This is a genomic window from Flavobacterium sp., assembly GCF_031409475.1.
Taxonomy (GTDB): Bacteria; Bacteroidota; Bacteroidia; order Flavobacteriales; family Flavobacteriaceae; genus Flavobacterium.
Genome location: NZ_JANNXH010000049.1, coordinates 1 through 23,655 on the forward strand (window position 1 = coordinate 1; position 23,655 = coordinate 23,655).

At 35.2% G+C, this 23,655-nt stretch carries 20 protein-coding genes; all 20 read right to left on the reverse strand.

Going from position 1 to position 23,655, the window contains the following annotated elements:
* Window positions 1-516: hypothetical protein (locus RMO53_RS09345; RefSeq protein WP_310379945.1), on the reverse strand; the 516-nt coding region annotated here is incomplete at its 3' end.
* Window positions 517-1,385: 869 nt separating this feature from the next.
* Window positions 1,386-2,165: an SDR family oxidoreductase gene (locus RMO53_RS09350; protein WP_310379947.1), complete on the reverse strand. Its 780-nt coding sequence runs from the start codon at window positions 2,163-2,165 to the stop codon at window positions 1,386-1,388.
* 5 nt (window positions 2,166-2,170) lie between these two features.
* A complete protein-coding gene (locus RMO53_RS09355; RefSeq protein WP_310379948.1) occupies window positions 2,171-4,480 on the reverse strand; it encodes a right-handed parallel beta-helix repeat-containing protein in 2,310 nt (769 codons plus the stop codon).
* A 55-nt stretch (window positions 4,481-4,535) separates the two neighbouring features.
* Complete coding sequence (locus RMO53_RS09360; protein WP_310379950.1) at window positions 4,536-5,366, reverse strand: amidohydrolase family protein; 831 nt, start codon at window positions 5,364-5,366, stop codon at window positions 4,536-4,538.
* Between the two features lie 166 nt (window positions 5,367-5,532).
* Window positions 5,533-5,868: an L-rhamnose mutarotase gene (locus tag RMO53_RS09365; RefSeq protein ID WP_310379952.1), complete on the reverse strand. Its 336-nt coding sequence runs from the start codon at window positions 5,866-5,868 to the stop codon at window positions 5,533-5,535.
* 113 nt (window positions 5,869-5,981) lie between these two features.
* Window positions 5,982-6,839: a fumarylacetoacetate hydrolase family protein gene (locus tag RMO53_RS09370; protein WP_310379954.1), complete on the reverse strand. Its 858-nt coding sequence runs from the start codon at window positions 6,837-6,839 to the stop codon at window positions 5,982-5,984.
* Between the two features lie 232 nt (window positions 6,840-7,071).
* Window positions 7,072-8,427, reverse strand: coding sequence for an alpha-L-fucosidase (locus RMO53_RS09375; protein WP_310379956.1), 1,356 nt, complete (start codon window positions 8,425-8,427; stop codon window positions 7,072-7,074).
* A gap of 5 nt (window positions 8,428-8,432) precedes the next feature.
* Window positions 8,433-9,761 carry an alpha-L-fucosidase gene (locus RMO53_RS09380; RefSeq protein ID WP_310379958.1) on the reverse strand — a complete coding sequence of 443 codons (1,329 nt, stop codon included), beginning with the start codon at window positions 9,759-9,761 and terminating at the stop codon, window positions 8,433-8,435.
* Between the two features lie 16 nt (window positions 9,762-9,777).
* Complete coding sequence (locus RMO53_RS09385) at window positions 9,778-10,353, reverse strand: LUD domain-containing protein (protein ID WP_310379960.1); 576 nt, start codon at window positions 10,351-10,353, stop codon at window positions 9,778-9,780.
* An 8-nt stretch (window positions 10,354-10,361) separates the two neighbouring features.
* Window positions 10,362-11,738 carry a lactate utilization protein B gene (locus tag RMO53_RS09390; RefSeq protein WP_310379961.1) on the reverse strand — a complete coding sequence of 459 codons (1,377 nt, stop codon included), beginning with the start codon at window positions 11,736-11,738 and terminating at the stop codon, window positions 10,362-10,364.
* Window positions 11,739-11,807: 69 nt separating this feature from the next.
* The gene (locus RMO53_RS09395) at window positions 11,808-12,545 is read right to left on the reverse strand and encodes a (Fe-S)-binding protein (protein ID WP_310379963.1); all 738 of its coding nucleotides are present in this window, start codon (window positions 12,543-12,545) and stop codon (window positions 11,808-11,810) included.
* Entirely contained in the window at window positions 12,545-13,309 is a 765-nt protein-coding gene (locus RMO53_RS09400) for an SDR family oxidoreductase (RefSeq protein ID WP_310379965.1), read from the reverse strand. The genes RMO53_RS09395 and RMO53_RS09400 overlap by 1 nt, the downstream gene beginning before the upstream one ends.
* 149 nt (window positions 13,310-13,458) lie before the next feature.
* Entirely contained in the window at window positions 13,459-15,114 is a 1,656-nt protein-coding gene (locus RMO53_RS09405) for an altronate dehydratase family protein (protein ID WP_310379967.1), read from the reverse strand.
* Between the two features lie 396 nt (window positions 15,115-15,510).
* Window positions 15,511-16,872 (reverse strand): MFS transporter, encoded by a 1,362-nt coding sequence (locus RMO53_RS09410; RefSeq protein WP_310379969.1) that lies wholly within the window; start codon window positions 16,870-16,872, stop codon window positions 15,511-15,513.
* A 69-nt stretch (window positions 16,873-16,941) separates the two neighbouring features.
* Entirely contained in the window at window positions 16,942-18,336 is a 1,395-nt protein-coding gene (gene uxaC, locus RMO53_RS09415) for a glucuronate isomerase (RefSeq protein WP_310379971.1), read from the reverse strand.
* A gap of 10 nt (window positions 18,337-18,346) precedes the next feature.
* A complete protein-coding gene (gene uxuA / locus RMO53_RS09420; RefSeq protein WP_310379974.1) occupies window positions 18,347-19,513 on the reverse strand; it encodes a mannonate dehydratase in 1,167 nt (388 codons plus the stop codon).
* Window positions 19,514-19,670: 157 nt separating this feature from the next.
* The gene (locus RMO53_RS09425) at window positions 19,671-20,483 is read right to left on the reverse strand and encodes an SDR family oxidoreductase (protein ID WP_310379976.1); all 813 of its coding nucleotides are present in this window, start codon (window positions 20,481-20,483) and stop codon (window positions 19,671-19,673) included.
* On the reverse strand, window positions 20,467-21,150 hold the full coding sequence (locus tag RMO53_RS09430) for a bifunctional 4-hydroxy-2-oxoglutarate aldolase/2-dehydro-3-deoxy-phosphogluconate aldolase (RefSeq protein ID WP_310379978.1): 684 nt from the start codon (window positions 21,148-21,150) through the stop codon (window positions 20,467-20,469). The genes RMO53_RS09425 and RMO53_RS09430 overlap by 17 nt, the downstream gene beginning before the upstream one ends.
* Window positions 21,151-21,197: 47 nt before the next feature.
* Entirely contained in the window at window positions 21,198-22,205 is a 1,008-nt protein-coding gene (locus tag RMO53_RS09435; protein WP_310379981.1) for a sugar kinase, read from the reverse strand.
* Between the two features lie 95 nt (window positions 22,206-22,300).
* On the reverse strand, window positions 22,301-23,599 hold the full coding sequence (gene fucP, locus RMO53_RS09440) for an L-fucose:H+ symporter permease (RefSeq protein ID WP_310379983.1): 1,299 nt from the start codon (window positions 23,597-23,599) through the stop codon (window positions 22,301-22,303).
* Between the last annotated feature and the right edge of the window lie 56 nt (window positions 23,600-23,655).

The window sequence follows — 23,655 nt, forward strand, 5'->3', positions numbered from 1 at the left end:
ATTACCCAAACCAGAATAGCCAAACTCAGTAGCCACACCCGGAACTTGAGTCGCGCTTGCTAACAAAATACCTTGAGATGCTCCTGTAGAAGTACTCGTAATATTAAGTGTTCCTTCGTTAACAATATTTCCTCCCGCAAGCATTACTACGTTCACCGTAGCATTGTTTACAGTAAGTGTTCCTGATGCAATAGTCAAAGTTGCTCCTGAAGCAGTTCCAAAAGCATTACTAACAGTTAGTTTTCCTATTTGACTTGACCCCGTAAAGGTTGGAGCGAAAAGCGTACTATTATTGTCTACAACAACAAAGTCTACTAATAATGTTTGACCGGGATAATCATCCCCAACACCTGGTGCGGATTGATTCCAGTTGGCTGCATCTGCCCAAGCGGTAGAAGTACTCCCGTTCCAAGTAAAGGTCTCTTGCGCTAAAGCCGAATTGGCAAAGAGCAACATGACTGTTAAAAAGTAAAAAAACTGCGATAGTTTTTTTCGATTGAGTAATTGGTTTTTCATTGGTTTTTTGGTTTTAGGTAATATTAATGTAAATTGGTTTTTAAGCTTTTGGTATTGAATAAATTGTTTAATCTGTTCTTTTATAATTTTTCAGCTTGGGGCAAAAAAATAATTATCGGGATACAAATAGTCAAAAAACTAATTTGGAAGTTCCAAAACTAGATGATTTGTATGAACTACTAGGTGTCATATAAATCATTTACTAGGTGTAAATAAATCAATATTTTTATTTATAAAATTTATTGAATGATTACTATTAAAATCAGGAAAATAGTAAGACAAACAACCCTTTTTTAGTTAAAATAGATTATAAATCAACAGTTTAAGTCCTATACATAGTATTTTGTTACAGCATGATTTTTCTATAAATTCTTACAAAAAAGAGTTTATATTAGGTCAATCACTGTACTTTGGTTCGGTTTTGTTGTGATAAAAAAAAGGGAGTGCAACTGGATTTTAAAAAATTTAATTAAAATATAAACCCGATTCAAAAAAGTAGTTATGGGTTTGATTTTAAAATTGGAATGCTAAAAATGATACGTAACTTTTGGAAATTGAAAACGGTAATAGTAATTGGATTAAATATTTTTTGTAAGGTTTCGAAACGATTGATTTTAAATTTTTAAAACCCTAAAATTGTTTTCCTAAACGATGTGTTACCTCTAGTACATTAGAGAAAGACGATTGACGATTGACGATTGTCTATGAAAGGTTGACACTGTTACTTGAAATAAATTGATTCACAGTCAGTCAGAATAAAAACAGTCAAAAATCTTTATAGATTCTCGACTGCGCTCGTAACAAATACAAATTGCTGTAAATTAATTATTGATATATCTAGCCTATTTTTGAAAATAGTAACACATGAGCTACAAAGCCCTGTCCAAATGCGTGTATCCACCATCTACATAAATTAATTGTCCTGTGGTGTGACTCGATATATCTGATAAAAGAAAAACCACCATATTGGCAATTTCTTCAACAGTAGTCATTCGGTTTTCGAAAGGAATTTTATCTGTAATTTCTTTTAATTTTTCGGCTGGATTATCAAATGATTGTATCCAATTTTCGTATAATGGCGTAAAACATTCGGCCACAATCACCGCATTTACTCGAATTCCATAGGGTAATAATTCAACAGCCCATTCGCGAGTTAAGGCATTACGACCTCCATTTGCGGCAGCATAAGCCGACGTATTTCCTTGTCCTGTATCGGCAGTTTTGGAACCAATGTTTACAATACTTCCTTTTGATTTTTTCAATTCTGGTAAGGCATGGTGCGCCATCAAATAATAATGCACTAAATTTTTGTGCAAAGATGCTATAAACGCATCATAATTACCGCTTTCTAAACCCACTCCATCATTTACACCTGCATTGTTTATTAATCCGTCTATTCGACCGCATTGTGCCATCACTTTTTGAATTGCATTTTCGCAATCAGTAGGATTGGTTAACTCCGCTTGAATATTTTTGGCTTTAAATCCTAAAGCTTCAATTTCCTTAACTGCTTTCAAATTATCATTTTCACTTCGGCCAATAATAACCGGAATACCGCCTTCTGAAGCAATTACTTTGCAAATTCCTAAACCAATTCCTTTGGCTCCACCGGTTACGACAATTACTTTGTCTTTTAAGTTTAAATTCATCTTTATTATTTTAATTGAATTACTATTTTTAAGGGTTGTTGGTCTCGAATGATATCCAAACTCATTTTACCTTTCCAAGTAATGCCTTGGTAAAGGCTAACCAATGTGAAGATATCATTTATAATCGTTTTATCGGAACCGATGATAACATCTTTGGGTAATAATCCTGATTTAAAAGGATGTGAATCTTTGGTTGAAACCACAACTACTCCATTCTCTGAAAACAATCCGAAGGCTGAACGATCGCCAAGACCATTCACATTCCTAATTTCAAGATCTAACCAATCTACGTGAACATCTTTATTCTCATTAAAATAATCAGAAAGTTGAAGTTTTGGAATAGTTACTTTTAGTGATTTTGCTTTTAAATCAGGATCTAAAACGCCAATGTTTCTTGCATCAATATTTTTAAAACCTACTGTAAAAGCCAAACTTTTCTTATCTAAAGTGTAATCGCCTGCATCAGCATTTAAAAAAAATGGGTTTCCAAATGCACCGTGCAAATCAGTTTTATTTAATTGCGATTTTTTTAACGAAGCAGCATCAGGAAAAAAGTTATAATCGACTTCTTTTCCCCACTTAGAAATCACGCCGGGATAATAATTTCGGGTAACAATATTTCTTCTAAAAATGTCATCACAATTCAAAAACCAAACGTGCGGATGAAAGGAATTGTTAATCATAATATTGTTTTCGACCTTTCTATAAAAGCCTTCCCGAAGTTTGATACCGCCATTCAAACAGATATTATTGTAGATATGATAATTAGACGAACCATCATCTAAATCAATATCCCAACCGTGATCGCAACGAAAACGATTGTTATGAATTGTGGACGTTTTTTGAGCATCTAACAAAATTATTTCGGGATGAGCAGTGGTTATGCTATCCATATATTTACGTTTGGCATTCCAAAATCGATCGCGTCCCCACGAATTAAAAGCACCGTGATCGCCCGTTTCTAAGACGGTATTGAAAACATCGTTAAACGAAATCTCGTGACCGCCCCAACAACCATCGCCAATATTTATTCCTGCTCTCGGCGTGTTGTAAATGGTGTTGTTTTTTACAATAATGCTTTCCGACATTGCAATTTGAACCCCAGTAGCTTGTTTTTCAATCGTACCAATATTGTGAATCAAGTTATTGTAAACCGTACAATTTTTTGGATATAAATTATTTTGTGGCCCAGGTGTTTTGTCAATTTTGGTATAATCCAAAAACTGCTCGTATTTGAAAGCAGGAGAACGCACAGCAGACACATCGCCCACAAAACAAACGCCGCTTCCGCCAATGTCTTGAATGTGATTTTGCGAAATGTTTGCCTTGCGATTAAATCCCGTAACCATAATCGCCGTTCCGCCCAATTTACTGAATTGGCAGTTTGAAATAGTAACATTGGCTGTTCCGTCAAGCGTGATAGTTCCTGCTCGATGCAAAGTCCAATCGCTTCGCAATAAGGGTTCGTGTTTTTCCATCAACACACGTTTAGTTCCAGTGAACTTGATGTTGCTAATCGTAACATTTTGCATCGGATTTTTTTCGTCTCCTTTCAACAAAAAAATGGTTTTGAGTCGAGCAAATTCAAAAATGGATTCGTTTAGATTTTCATTTTCTAAAGGAAAATAATAAACCGTTTGTTCGGCTTTATTATAAAACCATTCGCCTGCTGAATCCAATTCTTCGAAAATATTTTCTACAAAACGATGTTTCGGATGCAAAGGCGAAGGGCGATTATTCTGCCAACCGCCTTCTAATTTTAACTTTCCTTCGGTATCTTTTCCAGTAATTCTGTAATGAAAACCGCCCCATTCGCCCGAATGTAGCGCGTGCAAAAAGCCGCCAGTTGGATTTGCCCATTGATGAACTCGTTCCGCACTATTGGCATCGGCAGCAGTTCCGTTAAAAAAACGCGCTTTTGAGTCGTAGTTTGGATATCGAGCCATAATAGCTTTGTTTCCATTGATGAACATTGCATCGGTTACAAAATCGAGAGCGACTTTAGCTGAATATATATTTGAATTGAACTTCGACCATTTTAATTCTACTTTTTTTGCTCCACTAATCACCACATCTTCCTTTTCGAAAGCGGAAATGATAATGGTTTTTTTTCCAATTTCAAAAGCGTTTAATTCAATGGTAGCATCTGGAGAATAGATTCCTTTTCTTAAAATGATAGCTACTTTTTTCGCTCCAGTTTTCTTTGTTAAAGCGATTGCTTGAGCAAGGGTTTGTATTGGTTTATCAATACTTCCTGTGTTTTTATCATTTCCGTTTGGAGTCACAAAAATTTTCTTTTGGGCGCAAATAGTCATGATTGATAACAAGAAAAACGATACGAGAAGGCCAACTTTATTAGTCATAATAGTGTTATAAATTATAAAAATCAATAGCATTTTTGCTCCAAAATTTTTCTTGTTCTTCAAGTGAAAAAGCAGCGATATAGTTTGTTGCAATGGCAACAGTTTCTTGATAATTTGCCGCCAATAAACATACAGGCCAATCACTTCCATAAAGTATTTTGTCCATGCCAAAAGCCTCCGTCACGACATCTAGACAATATTCGAAATCACGCTCCGACCAATGATTCCAATCGGCTTGAGTGACTAAACCCGAAACTTTGCAATACACATTGGGACAAGATGCAATGGCACTAATTCCTTGTTTCCAAGTGGTAAAGTCAGCTTGTATAAAATCAGGTTTGGCTAAATGATCAATGATGAATTTTTGATTAGGAAATCGTTTTATAAACTCAAAAGCAACTGCTAAATGTTTGGGTAAAATTAGAATATCATAAGTAAAATTATACGGTTCTAACTGGGAAATGCCACGACAAAAATTTTCATTCAATAGGAAATTATCATCTGATTCTTCTTGAACAATATGACGAAAACCTTTTAGTTTTTTGAATTGAGAAAAATAGTCTAATCGTGATTTTAGATTTTCATTTTGCAAATCAACCCAACCCACAACTCCCAAAATAAAATCATTGCTTTGAGTTAGTTCCAATAAAAATTGGGTTTCTTCTTCACTTTGGTCGGCTTGGACTGCAATACAACTATCAACTCCATTTTCTGTTAACAATGGTTTTAAATCTTCTGGCAGAAAATCCCGCTGAATGGTTTTCATATCATCACTAATCCAAGCGTCTTTGACGGGTTGGTATTTCCAAAAATGTTGATGGCTGTCTATTTTTTTCATATTATACTTTTTTTGCCAGAGATTTTTCGCCACTAATTAAAGTTTTTTGCCACAGATTAACACAGATTAAACAGATTTTTGCAGATTATCTTTGTGAACTTTGTGCTGTCATCCTGAGCTTGTCGAAGGACTTCGTGTTCTTTGTGGTTAAATTTTTTACCAGAGATTAAAGCTCGAATATTTTTTCCATCAACATCCATTTTTCTCCGGGTTTTGCACAAGGCAATGCTTGTTGAAATTTCCACATTAAATCTTCCCATTCTTGCACTTTTGGATTATTGGCATCGGCTTCTGTTTTTTTCTCAAATGAGAAATTTTCATCGGCTTCGATAATCATAAACATACGATTGCCTAAATTATATATATCCAAAAACGTAATGCCCGATTCTTTAATGCTTTGAATGATTTCTGGCCAAACCGCTTGGTGATGGGCTTTGTATTCCGCCATTAATTGTGCATCGTCAATTAAATCCAATGCCAAACAATATTTTAGTGCTTTCATATTTCCAATTTACATTTTGAACATTTTTCCACCATATAAGGCATTTAAGGTCATTTAAGAAACAGTCTGAAATCGTTACTTCACAATTTTTTAATCTTTAAATAATTTAATCTTTAAATTTCTTTATAAGCTACCGCAAGTTGTTTACTACTTCCCAATCCGTCCATTCCTAATTCAATCACATCGCCTTCTTTTACATAAATTGGGTTTGGTTTGATTCCCAACCCGACTCCTGGAGGTGTTCCTGTGCTAATTACATCACCTGGAAGCAAGGTCATAAATTGACTTAAATAATGTACCAAAAATGGAATTTTAAAAATTAAATTCGAAGTGTTGCTGTTTTGAAATGTTTTTCCGTTTACAGTCAACCACATCGAAAGATTATTTACATCTTCAATTTCGTCTGTCGTTGCCATAAAAGGTCCGAGTGGTGCAAAAGTGTCGCACCCTTTTCCTTTTGCCCATTGTCCGCCACGTTCGAGTTGAAACGCTCTTTCGCTGTAATCGTTGTGCAAACAATATCCGGCAACATAATTCATCGCATCGGCTTCATCGACATAACTTGCTTTTTTACCTACAACAAACGCTAACTCTATTTCCCAATCGGTTTTCTGGCTGTTTTTTGGAATGACTACATCATCATTTGGTCCAACCAATGCCGAAGTCGATTTGAAAAAAATAATGGGTTCGTCAGGAATGGGCGCATTAGTTTCGCGACAATGATCTACATAATTCAACCCAATACAAATAATTTTTGAAGGTCTTGCTATCGGCGAACCCAAACGAAGTGATGCATTTACTTCGGGTAATACAGGATTGCTTTCGAGTGCTTTTTTTAGTTTTTCTAATCCATTTTCTTCAAAAAAAGATTCATTAAAATCGGTTACTAGAGACGAAACATCGTATCTTTTTTCTCCAATTAAAATTCCTGGTTTCTCTTGTCCAGCATTTCCAAAACGTATTAGTTTCATTTTTTTTAGTTTTTATTTTATTTATTGAATAAGTTATTAATTTGGGCGTTCCCCAAGGGTCGGGCTTTCGGCTATATCTTTTGTTCCACTTTCGTTTCACAAAAGGATGCCGCTTCAATCCCTAACGCGAAATCCCTTTATAAATGTATTATTTTAAAACAACAACACTTTTTTAATTACTATTTATCAAAATGTAAACCTACAAGGTCAAAAAAGACCTTGCAGGATTAATCTATTTCAATATCAATTCAATTACAGGAATTTCAGTATTTGGTTTGGTAACAGGCAACGATAATACTAAATCTGCTTCCACTTTTTCAGAATCGGGTTGGTGTTGTGATTTAGCAATAAACAGAATCTCTGAATTGTCGTGTAAAAATTGTGCATATTTTACTTTTCCCTTCATATTTGGTAAACTTATTTTACCAATTGGATAATTCATCAAGTGTAAATACAATCGTTTAGTTATAGGATTGTAGGTGAACAAAGTATTGGCTGGCGCTGCATATTCATCTGGTGCTTGTGTGCAACCATAAATAGAACCACTGTTGTATTTCATCCAATCGCCCATTGCTTTTAAGGCACTTTCGGTTCTGTAATCTAAATATCCTCGAGCAGTTGGTCCAACGTTTAACAATAAATTACCTCCTTTGCTCACATTTTCAATTAACATAGAAAGTAGCTGATTTGGGCTTTTCCAATTTTTCTCATCACGATAATAACCCCAAGATCCAGAAAACGTTTGACAGGATTCCCAAGGCGCACGTTTTCCATTTACTTCAGGCCATTTGGCTGGCACATATTGTTCGGGTGTGATAAAATCCCAGCCGCCTTCAATTTTGTTTAAATCCAAGCGATTGTTGACCATAATGTTGGGTTGCAATTTGCGAACGGTTTTCAACAAATCCTCTGAACCCCATTCCTTATTCCCTTTTTCTTTATACGAATAATCGAACCATATCAAGCTGATTTCGCCGTAATTGGTCAATAATTCTGTTACTTGATTTTTGATATAAGCTCTGTATTTACTCATATCTTTGGTTGCATTGATGCTGTCTTTCTTGACAATATTATTTTTTGGCAACATAGGATGAAATTCATCTACTGTAAAATCGGGATGGTGCCAATCGATTAATGAATAATAGAACCCAACTTTGATTCCTTCGGCCCGCATGGCATCGGCAACTTCTTTTAGTGCATCACGTTTGAATGGTGTGTTGGTAATTTTAAAGTCGGTGTATTTGCTGTCCCAATTACAAAAACCTTCGTGATGCTTTGCTGTAATTACAAAATATTTCATACCGGCTTCTTTTAGCATTTTCGCCCATTCTTTGGGTTGAAATAGATTTGGATTGTACAATTCAAAATACTTTTGATAATCTTCGTCGCTAATTTTTTCTTTGTTTTTTACCCATTCGTGTCTTGCTGGCATCGCATACAAACCCCAATGGCAAAACATTCCGAAGCGGGCTTCTGTCCACCATTTCATTCTTTCTGTTTTTTGCTCTGGAGTTTCTTTGGGCAGTTGTGCTTGCACGTTTCCTATCAAAAGGAAAACGGTTAGAATAGTTAAAAGTGTTTTTTTCATTTGTTTTATTTTAGTTGTAATTCGATTATTGTGTCTACTTCGTCAAGTGTAATTCCGTTTAAATCTATTGAAATAAATTGTTTACCTTGTGTAAATTTCAAAGATTTATTTGTGCCAAACAAGAAACATTTTTTGATTTTTGCTTTTGTATTGGGTATCAAAATAATTTTGTTGATAGGTATTGTTTGAATAATGTGAGCATACCATTTTTTTTCTTTGGTGGTAATTACTCCCCAATCTTGAGTCGGAATTACATTTCCTCTGGTTCCGTAAATGCTCTCGCCATTTTTTTTCATCCAATCGCCTAGTTCAGCAATCCTAGATTCAAATTCAGGTTGAATATTTCCGTCTGGCATTGGACCTACATTCAGCAGAAAATTAGCATTCATTCCTGCGGCCGTAACTACATAATGAATTAGTGCTTTTGTAGATTTGTAATTTTTATCTGCAATATCGAATCCCCAAGATTTATTGATGGTTTCACAAGTTTCTAAGGGTAACTCATTCGATACCGATAGTCCACCAAATCCCGAAGTATTTTTTCCAGGTAAATCTTTTTCAAAAGTCTGAAAATCCTCTCCAGGAAGTGTTGCTAAATGATGGTTATTTCCGATTAAACACTTGGGTTGCAAGCTGTGAATAAGTTTATAAATTTCGTCGCAATGCCAATCGACTTTAGCGGGTTGGGTTTTATCTTTTCCTAGCTGATCCCAATATCCATCGAACCAAATTCCATCAATTTCTCCATAATTTGTTAATAATTCTGTAAGCTGTGCTTTCATAAATCGGATGTAACTTTCCCAATCACTTTTTTGAGTTCTACCTGTTCCTCTTCCTGTATTTCCTGTTTCATATTGGTAATCGCTGCGGTACCAATCTAACAACGAATAATAGCAAAAAAACTTGATTCCTTGTTTGTGACACTCTTCTGCCAATTGTTTTACTATATCTTTTCCGTAAGGAGTTTTCATAATATTCCAATCAGATTCTTTGGTGTCCCAATAACTAAAACTATCGTGGTGTCGGGTTACAAAAGTGATGTATTTCATTCCTCCTGATTTGGCAGTAGCCACCCATTTTTTGGCATCGAAATTTTGAGGATTGTGAAAGTCTATTAATTTACTGTATTCTTTTACACCTATATTTCGGTTGTGCATAACCCATTCTCCATTTCCTAAAACACTTGATACACCCCAAGTGACAAACATTCCTAATTTCATATCTTGAAACAAAGCTCTTGCCTCCAAGTTTTCTTTTGTTGGCGTGTAGGTTTGTGCTTGAAAAGTAATTGTACTAATCAAAACGATAACTGAAAGAATTAATTTTTTTGTCATTTTTTTTATTTTAATATTACTCTAAAACATAAATTGTTGCCGTTCTTGCCCCGTGAGCTCCAATAACTAATGACTGTTCGATATCGGCAGTTTTTGATGGTCCAGCAATAAAAATCCCAAAACCTTCTTTTGAGATATCAATTTTTTTATAAGCGTGATGCATCGTGGGTACAATGTCTTTTTTATCTATTACCAGTATCAAATGTTGACAAATAAAAGGTAATAATCGATTAATCATTTGGCTTTCATAAATCCAGACAGATCCATTTTCTGCTACACCAAGACTTCCTTTGATGCATACTTTTTCTAAATTTTCTAACTCGAAAGAAGTTAACAAAACGATTTGCTTGTCTGTTTCATTAAGGGTATTGATTATGAGTTTTTCACTCGCTTTTTCGGCAATTAATAGATTGTTTACAACTGATATATCCTGAATCAATTCTACTTTTCCACCGATGTTTTCGAGTATGGTTTTGAATTGAATGTAATTATCTTCGTAACTAATGACTGCATCCAAATCAATTGTTGGCGGAGCAACCAACTCCGGTTGATTCGCTGCGATAGCATTTAGTATTTTATCTCTTGAACTCATTGTTAATCCTAATTTTTTTGTGAATTACCGTTTTTCTTATACCAATCACGGAAAGATTCCTTTGGCGGTTTTGGCATATCTCGTTGTTTGTACCAAATATTCAGTTTATTATTGGTCATAAAAGGTAAAACACGCATTACCCATCGTCCCATTTTTCCGGTAAAACGATACATCGCAGGATGGGAAAATAAGACTGCCATTCCGTTCATTCCAATTTTTTTGCTAGTGTCAACATATCCATTTTTTACAATTTCTTGTCTCCATTTCCACAATTGCTCGTGAATGTTAATTTTTACAGGGCAAACATTGGTACAACTACCGCAAAGTGTTGAGGCAAACGGCAAATCGGCATTGGCTTTCATATCTAAATTTGGATTCAAAATTGATCCAATAGGTCCAGCCGTTGAAGTGTGGTAACTATGCCCGCCGCTTCTTCGATAGACTGGGCAAGTATTGAAACAAGCCGCACAACGTATGCATTTAAGTGAATTTCTAAAATCTTCACGTCCTAATTGTGTACTACGACCATTATCTACAATTACGATATGCATTTCTTGACCCGCTCTTGGTTTTAGAAAATGACTAGAATAGGTCGTAATAGGCTGTCCGATTGCGCTTCGACCCAACAATCTGAGGAAAACCGCAAGGTGTTCCGCTTTTGGGATTATTTTTTCAAAACCCATACAAGCAATGTGTATTGGAGCAGTATGTGCGCCCATATCGGCATTTCCTTCATTGGTGCAAACCACAAATCCGCCAGTTTCGGCAATAGCAAAATTGACACCTGTAATCGACAGTTCGGATTCTACAAATTTATTTCGCAAGTGAATTCTGGCAGCTTCGGTTAAATATTGTGGGTCGTTGTTGCCTTTTTCGGTATTCAAAAACTCATGAAAAGTATTGCTTACATCTTCTTTTTTTAAATGAATGGCGGGTAAAACGATATGACTTGGAGCTTCTTTCCGGAATTGAACAATGCGTTCGCCAAGATCAGAATCAATTACTTCAACCCCTCTTTTTTCTAAATAATCATTCAAATGACATTCTTCGGTAAGCATACTTTTGCTCTTCACAATTTTTTGAATCTTGTGTTTTTGAATGATTTGATGAATGATTTGATTGTGTTCTTCGCCCGTTGCTGCCCAATGGATTTGAATTCCATTGGCTGTTGCTTTCTCTTCAAATTCTTTTAAATATTGGGATAAATTAGACAACGAATGATTTTTTATTTGCGAACCCCATTCGCGTAAGTCTTCCCATTCGGGTAACCCGTGAGCTGCTTTGTCTCTTTTTTCACGAACAAACCACAGGGTTTCATCGTGCCAATTGGTTCTTGGCTCGTCTGCAATAAATTTTTCGGCTAGATTAGCGTGTTTTACTGTCATATTTGATTGTTTGGGTTGTAATCTTTTAACCCTGTCAGGGTTCAAAACCCTGACAGGATAAGGTATCATTTACATATTACTATTCAATATCTCAGCAATATGAATGGTCTTTATTTTATTGCCCTGACGGTTTAGAATTCCTTCTAAATGCATCAAGCAACTGCTATCAACTCCTGTAATATAATCAACATCATTTGCTTCGTGTTGGTTAATTCTATCTTTTCCCATTTTGACGCTCACTGCTTCTTCAAAGACACAAAAAGTTCCACCAAAACCGCAACATTCGTCATTTCGTTTGGGTTTTAGTAATTGAATGCCTTCCACCCTATTTAATAATTGCTCCGGTTTGGAGAAATAAGGCAACACTCTTTCGGACATAGAAGAAAGATTCAACATTCTTTGTCCGTGGCAACTATTGTGCAATCCTACTTTAAATGGAAAACGCGCGTTTATATTTTTTACTTTCAAAATATCTACTAAAAACTCCGTCAATTCATAGACTGAATTTCTGATTTTCTCTGTTTCTAATGGATGTTTGTCATCGTGTAAATGTTCTTTTACGTGCAAAACACAACTTCCAGATGGTGCTACAATATAATCGAAACCTGCAAAGTTTTTTACAAAATTTGCATCACATCCTTTGCTCAAACTAGCAAAACCACTATTCGCCATAGGTTGTCCACAGCAGGTTTGCTCCAAAGGAAAACTCACTTCGCAACCCAATTTCTCCAATAATTGAAGACTGGCAATACCTACATTGGGGTAAAACTGATCGATGTAACAAGGTATGAATAGAGCTACTCGCATTAGTTGTTTAATTTAATAAATCCTCCGTCGATAGGATAATCGCAACCTGTAATAAATCCAGATTCGTCGCTACATAAGAACAAAGCCAAAGCCGCTACTTCATCGGGTTTTCCCATTCGCCCAATGGGTTGTGATTTAGATAATTTATCGAACATTTCGGCTTGGTTGTCTGGATAATTTTTGGCAATAAATCCATCAACAAAAGGCGTATGCACTCGTGCTGGCGAAATCGAATTGCAACGAATATTTTCGCTCATATAATCTCTAGCTACGGATAAAGTCATTGCCATTACCGCACCTTTGGCTGTAGAATAGGCAAATCGATCTGGAATTCCGACCCACGCTGCAATCGAAGCCATATTAAGAATAACACCACCTTTCGCTAGTCGCAATTGTGGAATTGAGGCAAACAAACAGTTGTAAACCCCTTTGACATTCACGTTCATAATGCGGTCAAAATCGGTTTCGGGAGTGGTATCTACTTTTCCAACGTGGGCAATTCCAGCATTATTGACCAAAATATCGATAGCTCCTATTTTTTCAAAAACAGCAACAATCGCTTCGTGATTGGCAACATTACAAGCGTGCGAAACTACTTTTCCGCCGATAGACTTAATTTCTGAAACTGCCTCTAAAGCACTTTCATCGGTTAATTCGATAATGTGTACTTCGGCTCCTTGTTTAGCAAACAAAAGGGAAATGGCTTTGCCAATTCCGCTTCCGCCACCCGTGATTACTGCTTTTTTATTTTGTAATGAAAACATATTTTTTGAATTATGAGTTATTATTTTTTGAAGCTTCGCTTCGGGTGTTTTTGCCACTGATTCACTGATTTTGCTTCGCCTATTCGACCTTTGGTCTCGGGTCACTGATTAAAAAAATATAAAAATCTGTGAATCTGTGGCTGAGTGTTTTACAGTGAAACCCCTCTTTTCCAAGGGATAAAATCATCTTGATTTAACAACACCGCTTTTGGAATTATTTCGCCACTTGCGGCTTTGATGCAATAGTCTAAAATGGCTTCACCCATTTCTTCGATTGTTTTTTCGCCACTAATTATTGGACCACAATCAATATCGATAATATCTTTCATTTTTGTTGCTAAAATAGAATTGGTAGCCACTTTAATTACAGGACAAACTGGGTTTCCTGTAGGCGTTCCTAAACCTGTTGTAAATAAAATTAAAGTAGCTCCAGCAGCTGCTTTTCCAGTGGTTGCTTCTACATCATTTCCGGGTGTGCAAACCAAACTCAAGCCCGGTTTTGTTGCCAGTTCAGTATAATCCAACACATCTACAACTGGTGCAGTTCCGCCTTTTTTGGCAGCACCAGCACTTTTGATCGCATCAGTAATTAATCCGTCCTTGATATTTCCAGGCGAAGGATTCATATGAAAACCCGAACCCACTTTATGCGCCAAATCATCGTAAGAACGCATTAAATTTATGAATTTATTTGCCGACTCTTCCGTTTCGCAGCGGTCTATTAAGTTTTGTTCTACTCCACACAATTCTGGAAATTCGGCAAGCAATACTTTTCCGCCAAGGGCAACCAATAAATCGGCAGTAAAACCCACAGCAGGATTTGCAGAAACACCGCTAAAACCATCACTGGCTCCACATTTTACTCCAATACACAATTCGCTTAAAGGTTGTGGAGTTCTTTCTAATTTATTGATTTCGATGAGTCCCAAAAATGTTTTTTGGATGGCATTGGCTATTAATTGCTCTTCGCTTTGCGCGTTTTGTTGTTCAAAAATTAATAAGGGTTTATCAAAAGATGGATTTTGTTTTAGGACATCATTCTTAAAATCTTGCACCTGCAAATGCTGACATCCCAAACTCAAAACGGTAATTCCCGCCACATTCGGATGGTTTGCATAAGACGCCAATAACGAGCTAAGTGTTGCCGAATCTTGACGAGTTCCGCCACAACCACCTTGATGATTGAGAAATTTTATTCCATCTACGTTTTTAAATAATCGATTGGTTGTATTGGTTGGCATTAAATCAATCCCTAAATTTTCGATATCCAATCCGTTCTTGTAGGCTTCAACGACTTGATGCGTAAATTGGGTGTATTTATCGCTTACCGAATAGCCCAATTCGTTGTGCAAGGCTTCTTTAATGACATCAAGGTTCCGATTTTCGCAAAAAACGGTAGGAACAAAGAGCCAATAATTGGCAGTTCCTACTCGACCGTCGTTTCGTTTAAAACCATTAAAAGTGGTGTTTTTGTATTTTAAAACATTAGGTTTTTGCCATTTGTAATCATACTGACGATAAGCGAAAGGTTCAGCGGCGTGTTTTAGATTATCGGTCGTCATTAGACTTCCTTTGGTTACGTCAAATTCCACTTTTCCTACCAAAACTCCGTACATAAAAATTTCGTCTCCTGACTTAAAATCAGACCTATAAAATTTATGCTTTGCTTTGATCGTATCTTGCATTACGAAAGATTCATTTTCAAAAACAACTGTTTTTCCTTTTTCTAAATCGGTTAAAGCCACCAGAACATTATCGTTTGGATGCAATTTGATTACTATTTTTTTCAATTCGTTTTGTGACATTCTATTTCAATTAAAAAAATTTGACTTGAGCGATAAACTCAACTCATTTTTGAAGTTATATTATCTCTTTTAAATCAATTTACAAGTTGTTTTTGAAACTCAAAAATGGAATTGTATTGTTAATTTTTTAGTACTACTTTGTTTTGAATTACCTCAACATTCAAAAAAATATTTTTAGTTATAAAAATGGAAAGTTACTTTGACTTTATGGTCTTTTATAATTCAATATTATCCGTATTTAATTAGTATTTATCTTTAAAATACAAGGACATAGGCTATCACTCTATTTTTAGTAAATATTTTTTATTTCTTTTTAAAATTGATTGTAGTAATCAAAAAAGGAATGTTTGACGGATTGCTATTTGTAGCGATTTGAGTTTTTTAAAAATCAATTTTTTACAAATTAGTAATAGGATTATATTTAGGAACTAATGCTTTCATAATGAACCAAGCAAGTGAATAAGCAACAGCACAAATTAAAAACATAATAGTATATCCTGTTTGAATATGTCCCAAACCATCATAGTAATCAAATAAATAACCCCCTAATTTTGATACTAAAACACCACCAATTCCTCCTGCCATTCCGCCAATTCCAATAATTGAGGCTATCGCTTTTTTAGGAAACATATCGGATACGGTAGTAAAAATATTGGCTGACCAAGCTTGATGTGCAGATGCTCCAACTCCTATTAATAGCACAGGAATCCAAAAACTAATGTATCCTAGTGGTTGTGCTAATAAAACCACTAACGGAAACATTGCAATAACGAACATTGCTTTCATTCTTGCATCATAAGGGTTGAGACCTTTATTGATAAAATACATTGGAAACCAACCACCACCTATACTGCCAACCATAGTCATACTATACAAAACTGCTAACGGAAGCACAATATCTGTACCTTTCATATTGAATTGTGCTTCGAGATATTTGGGCAACCAAAACAAAAAAAACCACCAAATTCCATCGGTCATAAATTTACCTACTATAAAAGCCCATGTTTGTTTGTAATTAAAAAGTTTAAACCATGCAATTTTTTCTTGTGTCGGTTGATTTATATTTACATCATCATCATGAATGTAATCAAACTCTGCTTTGGACAAATATTTTTGTTTTGAAGGAATTTCATATAAAAAAAACCAAAAAATAATCCATATAAATCCAATTGCTCCAACAAGTATAAAAGCAAATTCCCAACCATATTTTAATGCTATTACAGGTACTGTTAAAGGTGCTAAAATTGCTCCAACATTAGAACCTGAATTAAAAATTCCTGTTGCCAACGAACGTTCTTTTTTCGGAAAATACTCGGCAACAGCCTTAATTGCTGCAGGAAAATTTCCTGATTCTCCAAACCCTAAAACGGCTCTTGATAACATAAATCCTGCAATAGAAATTGGAACAGCACCAACACCTACCCAAACCATAAAGGTAGAAAAAGCAGTCCCAATAGGTAATGAATACGCATGCATAATTGCTCCTATAGACCAAATTACTATTGCCAGAATGTATCCTTTTTTAGTTCCTAGTTTATCTATAATTCTTCCTGCAAATAACATTGATATTGCATAAATAAACTGAAATACTGCAGTGATATTGGCGTAATCACTATTAGTCCACCCAAATTCTTCTGATAAACTGGGTGCTAATAAACTTAATACTTGCCGATCGAGATAATTTACAGTAGTCGCAAAAAAAAGTAAACTGCAAACAGTCCATCGGTATCTTCCTATAACATTTTTGGTTGAATTCATTGATTGGTTTCCTATAAAGTTGGTTTTGTTTAAAAAACGGGTTTTGAGGGATTTTAAAATAGAAGTTGGCTATGTTTTAAAATAGTTAGCGGCGTTTTTGTAGCAAATATTTTCTACAAGACAACCAATTAATTCATAATCATTTGGCAATTCCCCGTTTTGAATTTCATTTCCTAAAACATTGCATAAAATGCGTCTGAAATATTCATGTCTGCTATACGAAAGAAAGCTTCTGGAATCGGTTACCATTCCAACAAATCGACTTAGCAAACCAAAATTTGAAAGTACATTTAATTGATTTTCTATTCCCTGTTTTTGATCTAAAAACCACCATGCTGCACCATATTGCATTTTTCCAACACAGTCGCTATCATTAAAATTGCCTAACATCGAAGCAACCATTTCACTATCACTTGGATTCAAATTATATACTATTGTTTTAGCTAGTCCGTCACTATCGCTCAACTTGCCAAAGAATGTACGCATACTTTCAGCCCTATTTGTATCACCAATTGAATCATATCCTTGATCTGAGCCTAAAGTATTAAACATTTTTAGATTATTGTTCCGAATGGCGCCAATATGAAATTGCTGCACCCAAGATTTTGTTTTATTCATTAAAGCCAAGTCGAACAAAATCGCCGATTTGTACTTATTAATTTCCAAAACGGAAACGGATTCCCCTTTTAATCCTTTTTTGAAAATAACATCGATTTCAGAATCGGTATATGTTTCGCCATAAAAATTGGAATGGCCATGATCTGAAACTCGGCAACCCAATTGATGAAAATAGTCATGACGCTCCAGTAAAGCTTTTAGTACTAATTGATAGGTAGTTATTGCAAAACCAACCACAGTTTCTAGCTTTTTTATCCAATTTATAAATACTTCGCCTTTTTCAATTTCAGTTGCTTTATCTGGTCGAAATGTAGGCAAAACCGCGATTTCAAAATTCTGATCTCGTATTTGTTTGTGATACAATAAATCATCGGTTGGATCATCAGTAGTGCCTATCATTTTTACATTCATGCGACGCAATAGATTTTTGATACTGTATTCTGGTTTTTTTAACAAGTCGGAGCAGTGATTATAAATAGATTCAGCTGTGTCTGAATTTAATAAAGTGGTTATGCCAAAATAATTTTTTAGTTCTAGATGAGTCCAATGGTACAATGGGTTTCTTAAAGTAAATGGAACAGTTTCTGCCCATTTTAAAAATTTTTCATAATCCGTTGCGTTGCCTGTAATAAATTTTTCATTTATTCCATTGGCTCGCATTGCTCTGTATTTATAGTGATCTCCGTCAATCCAGATTTGGAATAAATTCTCAAACTGGCGATCTTCGGCAATGTCTTTTGGAGACAAATGACAGTGGTAGTCAAAAACGGGTTGCAACTTTGCGTAATTATGATACAGCTTTACTGCGGCTTCGCTATGAAGTAAAAAATCTTCAGTGATATACATTTCTTTGTATTTATGCGTTAAATAAACTTCTTTCTATACCCATTTCTAAACCTCTTAATTCTGCTAAACCTCTTAAACGTCCAATTGCTGAATAGCCTGGATTTGTGTTTTTAGACAAATCGTCTAACATTTGATGACCATGATCAGGTCTCATGGGTATAATTCTTTTTGTTTGTTTTTGCTTTTTCAATATTGCTTTTACAACCGCATACATATCTACATCGCCTTCAAGATGATTGGCTTCATAAAAATTTCCTTCGGCATCGCGCTGAGTGCTTCTTAAATGTATAAAGTTCATTTTTTCGCCGTGACGGTCAATTATTCCGGCTAAATCATTTTCTGGAATCACGCCATACGATCCAGTACACATACAAAACCCATTGGATGGAGAATCAATTGCGTTTAACAATTGAATTAAATCTGCTTCGGTACTTACAACTCTGGGCAAACCTAAAATTGAAAATGGCGGATCATCGGGATGAATGGCCATTAGTACACCAACGCTTTCTGCAATGGGAATAATTTCTTGTAAAAAGGAATAGAGGTTGTTTTTTAAACGTGTGGTATCAATCCCTTCATAGGTTTTTAAAATTTTTAAAAAATCTTCAACAGTGTACGTTTCCTCTGCTCCGGGTAATCCTGCAATTATATTTTGTTGCAATTTTATTTTTTCGGCTGTTGTAAGTTTTTCGAATGTTGTTTTTGCTTTTACTTTTTGAGCTTCGGTATAGACTGATTCTGCTCCAGGTCTTTTAAGTATAAATAATTCGAATGCAGCAAACTCATTTATATCAAAACGCAATGCTTTAGATCCATCTGGCATTTCGTAAGTTAAATCGGTTCTTGACCAGTCTAAAACGGGCATAAAATTATAGCACACAACCTTAATCCCGCAAGCAGCTAAATTTTTGATGCTTTGCTTGTAGTTTTCAATATACAGGAGGTAATCTCCAGTTTGCTTTTTAATATCTTCGTGAACCGGAATACTTTCAATTACAGATAAGGTTAAACCAGCAGCTTCTACTTCATTTTTTCTTTTGATTATTTCGTCTATTTCCCATACCTGTCCGTTTTTAATGTGGTGCAAAGCAGTTACAATTCCAGTTGCTCCTGCTTGTTTTGCATCTGATAATTTTACTGGGTCATTTGGTCCATACCATCTCCACGTTTGTTCCATTTATTTTAAATTTTAATCGCTATAGGTTTAATTTCTCGAAGTGCTGCTTTGATTTTTTTACCACAGATTCACGGATTAAAAAAGATTTTTGAAAATCTGTGAATCGGTGGCTATTATTTCTTTCAAACCTCTGGAGTTCTGCTCCGAGGTAGCTTAATTAAATACTTGTGGCAGCAAAACCGCCATCTACCGGAATGACTATACCCGTAATAAATATAGAAAGGTCACTTGCTAAAAACAACAAAGCTCCTTCAAGATCTTGTGGGTTTCCAAATCTTTTCATTGGGGTATGCGCAATGATTTTTTCGCCTCTAGCGGTAAGTTCACCATTAGGATTCAATAACAAATTTTTGTTTTGTTCTCCAATAAAAAAACCGGGAGCAATAGCATTTACACGAATTCCGTCACCATATTTTCCAGCTAATTCAACTGCTAACCATTTTGTAAAATTCTCGATAGCAGCTTTAGAAGCAGAATAACCAACAACTCTTGACAACGGATTTTGGGCAGATGTGGATGAAATGTTGATTATTATTCCAGACTTTTGTTTAGCAAAAATTTCCGAAAACACTTTTGAAGGTAATATTGTTCCAATAATATTTAAATCAATTACACTTTGCAAAGCGTCCAATTGTAAATCAAAAATTGCTTGTTCTGGACTAATTGTGGCGCCGGGCATATTGCCTCCTGCTGCGTTGATTAATATATCAAGTTGTCCGTATTTTTCGAGTACACTCTTTTTTACGGATTCGAGATTATCTGTGTTCAAAACATCACATTGCATATAGATTGCCTCGCCGCCAGCAGTAATAATTTGATTAACTGTAGCTTGTAGTTTGTCAATGTTTCTTCCAATAATAACAGTAATTACTCCTTGTTTAGCCAATGAAAATGCCATGGCACTTCCTAAAACGCCACCACCACCTGTAACAATTGCTATTTTCCCTTTCATATTAAATTTGGAGTCCATAAATTGAAATTTTAATTAAACGTATTTTATCTAAAATAGCTCTTGTATCTGATTCAATTGTTGTATACTCTTTGTCATTCATTAATTGCTTACTGATTAAATTACTGCCAAGCCCAACTGCACAAACACCTGCTTCAAACCATTTTGTCAAACCATCATTTGTGGTATCAACACCGCCAGTTGCCATAAAAAATAGATTTGGAAAAATATCCTTAATTCCTTTCAAGAAATTAGAACCTAGTGAGTTTCCTGGAAATAATTTAATGAACTTAATTCCGGTATTTTCAGCTGTAATAATTTCGGTTGGAGTCATACAACCTGGGCTATAAAAAACAGATTTATTCTTCAAGAATAGTGCAACATCAGTAATAAATCCAGGACTAATAAAAAAATCTGCTCCAGCATTAAAATAATCTTGAGCTTGTTTCAAATTTTTTATTGTTCCAATTCCTATCAATAAATCAGGCATTTCTGAATCCCGAACTTGAATCATTTTTTTGAAATTTGACAAGGCTGTATCGCCTCTACTAGTGTATTCAACTGCTTTTATTCCTGCTCTGTATAATGCTCTCAATACTTGTATTGAAACATTTTCATCTTCATTAAAATACAAAGGAAGCATTCCTTGTTGCGCAATAATTTCAGTTACTTTTTGTACATTATTCATTCCAATTTTAATTTAAGCTTAAATTATTTTCTTGTAAATTTTATGATTTATCTCGAAACCCTTCCACCGCCTGAACCCATCATAAGTGATTTTATTTCACTCACAGTTGCTAGATTAATATCGCCCGCTATACTGTGTTTTAAACAACTAGCAGCTGTAGCAAATTCGAGTGCAGATTGAGTATCATTTGTCCATTCTAATAATCCATAAATAAGTCCTGCCATGAAGGCATCGCCAGCACCAATCCTGTCAATAATATGCGAAATATGATACGACTTTGAGCTTAATATTTCGCTACCATTCCAAATACTTGCACTTACACTATTTGACGATGCATTAGCATTAAATCTTTTTGTAGAAGCAATAATTTTTAGTTTTGGAAAAACGGTGTTCCAACTTTTAAAAATTAGTTCTTCGTCTTTTTCTTCCTTTAAATTAATACCTAAAACTATTTCCGATTCATCGCTACCGCCAATTAAAACGTCACAATGTTGAATCAAGTTGGGCATTATTTCATTAGGTTTTTTTCCGTAATTCCAAAGCGTTGGCCTGTAATTCAAATCAGCCGAAATGGTCAATCCCATCTTTGTAGCTACTAATAATGCTTCTTCACAAATTGCTGCCAATTCTAACGAAAGTGAAGGTGTTATTCCCGACCAATGAAACCAATCTGCACCGTCAAATAGTGACGTCCAATCAATCATTCCCTTTTTTAAGGTAGAAAATGAGGAGTTTTCTCTATCATAAATTACTTTCCCCGGACGTTCTGAAGCTCCGTGCTCAAAATAATAAACACCAAGTCTAGTGCCTTGTATTTTTGCTAGAGGTTCAACCCCAAAAGAACGCAACATACTCAAGGCAGATTCTCCCAATTCATTTGGTGGAATGGCAGTTACAAATTGATTTCGATATCCAAACTTAGACAAAGATGCTGCTACGTTAGCTTCTGCACCACCAAAATACATTTCGAGTGAATTAGTTTGGGTGATTCGTAAATGATTTGGAGGAGAAAGCCTTAATAAAATCTCCCCAAAAGTGACTATTCGTTTTGACATTTTTATGTTATTTTATTTTTTTTTAGCATTTTTACAATGAAATAATTTAACCATTTTCATGAAAATTGCTATCTCATTATAAACTTAACGCTATGCTAGAGTTGCCTTTTTTCAACCGATTTATTCACATTAAAAGCAAACAGTAGAATTACAACAAAGCAAACCAAAGGAACAAGATAACCGTTTTGAATATTGCCCGTTCTATCCGAAATTACACCCAAAACAGGAGGCAAAAGTGCACCACCTACAATGGACATAACAATTAATGAAGAACCGATTTTAGTGTTTTGACCCAGACCTGTAATTCCCATAGAAAAAATGGTTGGGAACATGATACTCATAAAAAAAGCAATAGCAATTAAGGTATAAACAACCACCATTCCTGTTCCAGTAATAGCGATTGTTGATAATATAATATTGATTATTGCATACGCAATTAATAGTTTTCTAGGTTGAATATATTGCATGAGAAACGTTCCCGCAAAACGCCCCAACATAAAAGCCAATCCAAAAAAACCTAAATATTTTGCTGCTGAGTCTTCTTCAAGGCCTGCTGTTGTAGTAGCCATTTTGATAAAAAAACTAGCTACACAAACCTGTGCTCCAACATAAAAAAACTGAGCTACAATTCCCCATCGTAAACTCATTGATTGTAATGCGCCACCAAAACTCGCTTCTGCTGAACCTTCATCATTAGTTTCTTTTACATCGGGCATATTGGTAAAATAAAAAACCACTGCCACTGCCAAAATAATTAATCCCAAAACAAGATATGGCATTTTAACACTCGCCGCCTCTGTCAAAAGATAGGTATGCATTTCGGCATCTGACATCGCATCAGTTTGTGTAGTGGATAAATTTTTGCCTGACAAAATCATCGGGCCAATGTAAGCAGGCGCAATAAATGCTGCTAGACCGTTAAAAGATTGCGAGAAATTCAATCTTTTTGTGGCTGTTTCGGCTGGACCTAAAATGGTCACATACGGATTGGCGGCAGTTTCTAGAAAAGTTAATCCACAAGCTATGATAAACAAAGCGCCTAAGAAATAACTGTATTGCAAATAATTGGCTGCTGGCACAAATAAGATAGAACCTATCCCAAAAAGAACCAATCCAATCATAATACCGGATTTGTACCCGTATTTTCGCATGATGTAACCCGCAGGCAAAGCCATTACAAAATAGGCGATAAAAACAGAGGAATCTATTAATGACGATTGTAAATCTGTCAGGTTAAATGCTTTACGCAAATGCGGAATTAAAATAGGATCTAGATTGTGAACAAAACCCCAGAAAAAGAACAAGCTCGTTACTAGAATAAATGGGAATAATAATTTTTTTGGTTCAGAAGAAGCAGTACTGTTTTGAAAATGAGACGAAGTAGGTATTGCCATATTGTTTTGGTTAAATTTATATTTTTTAGAAAAATAAAGATAGAATTACTATGCTT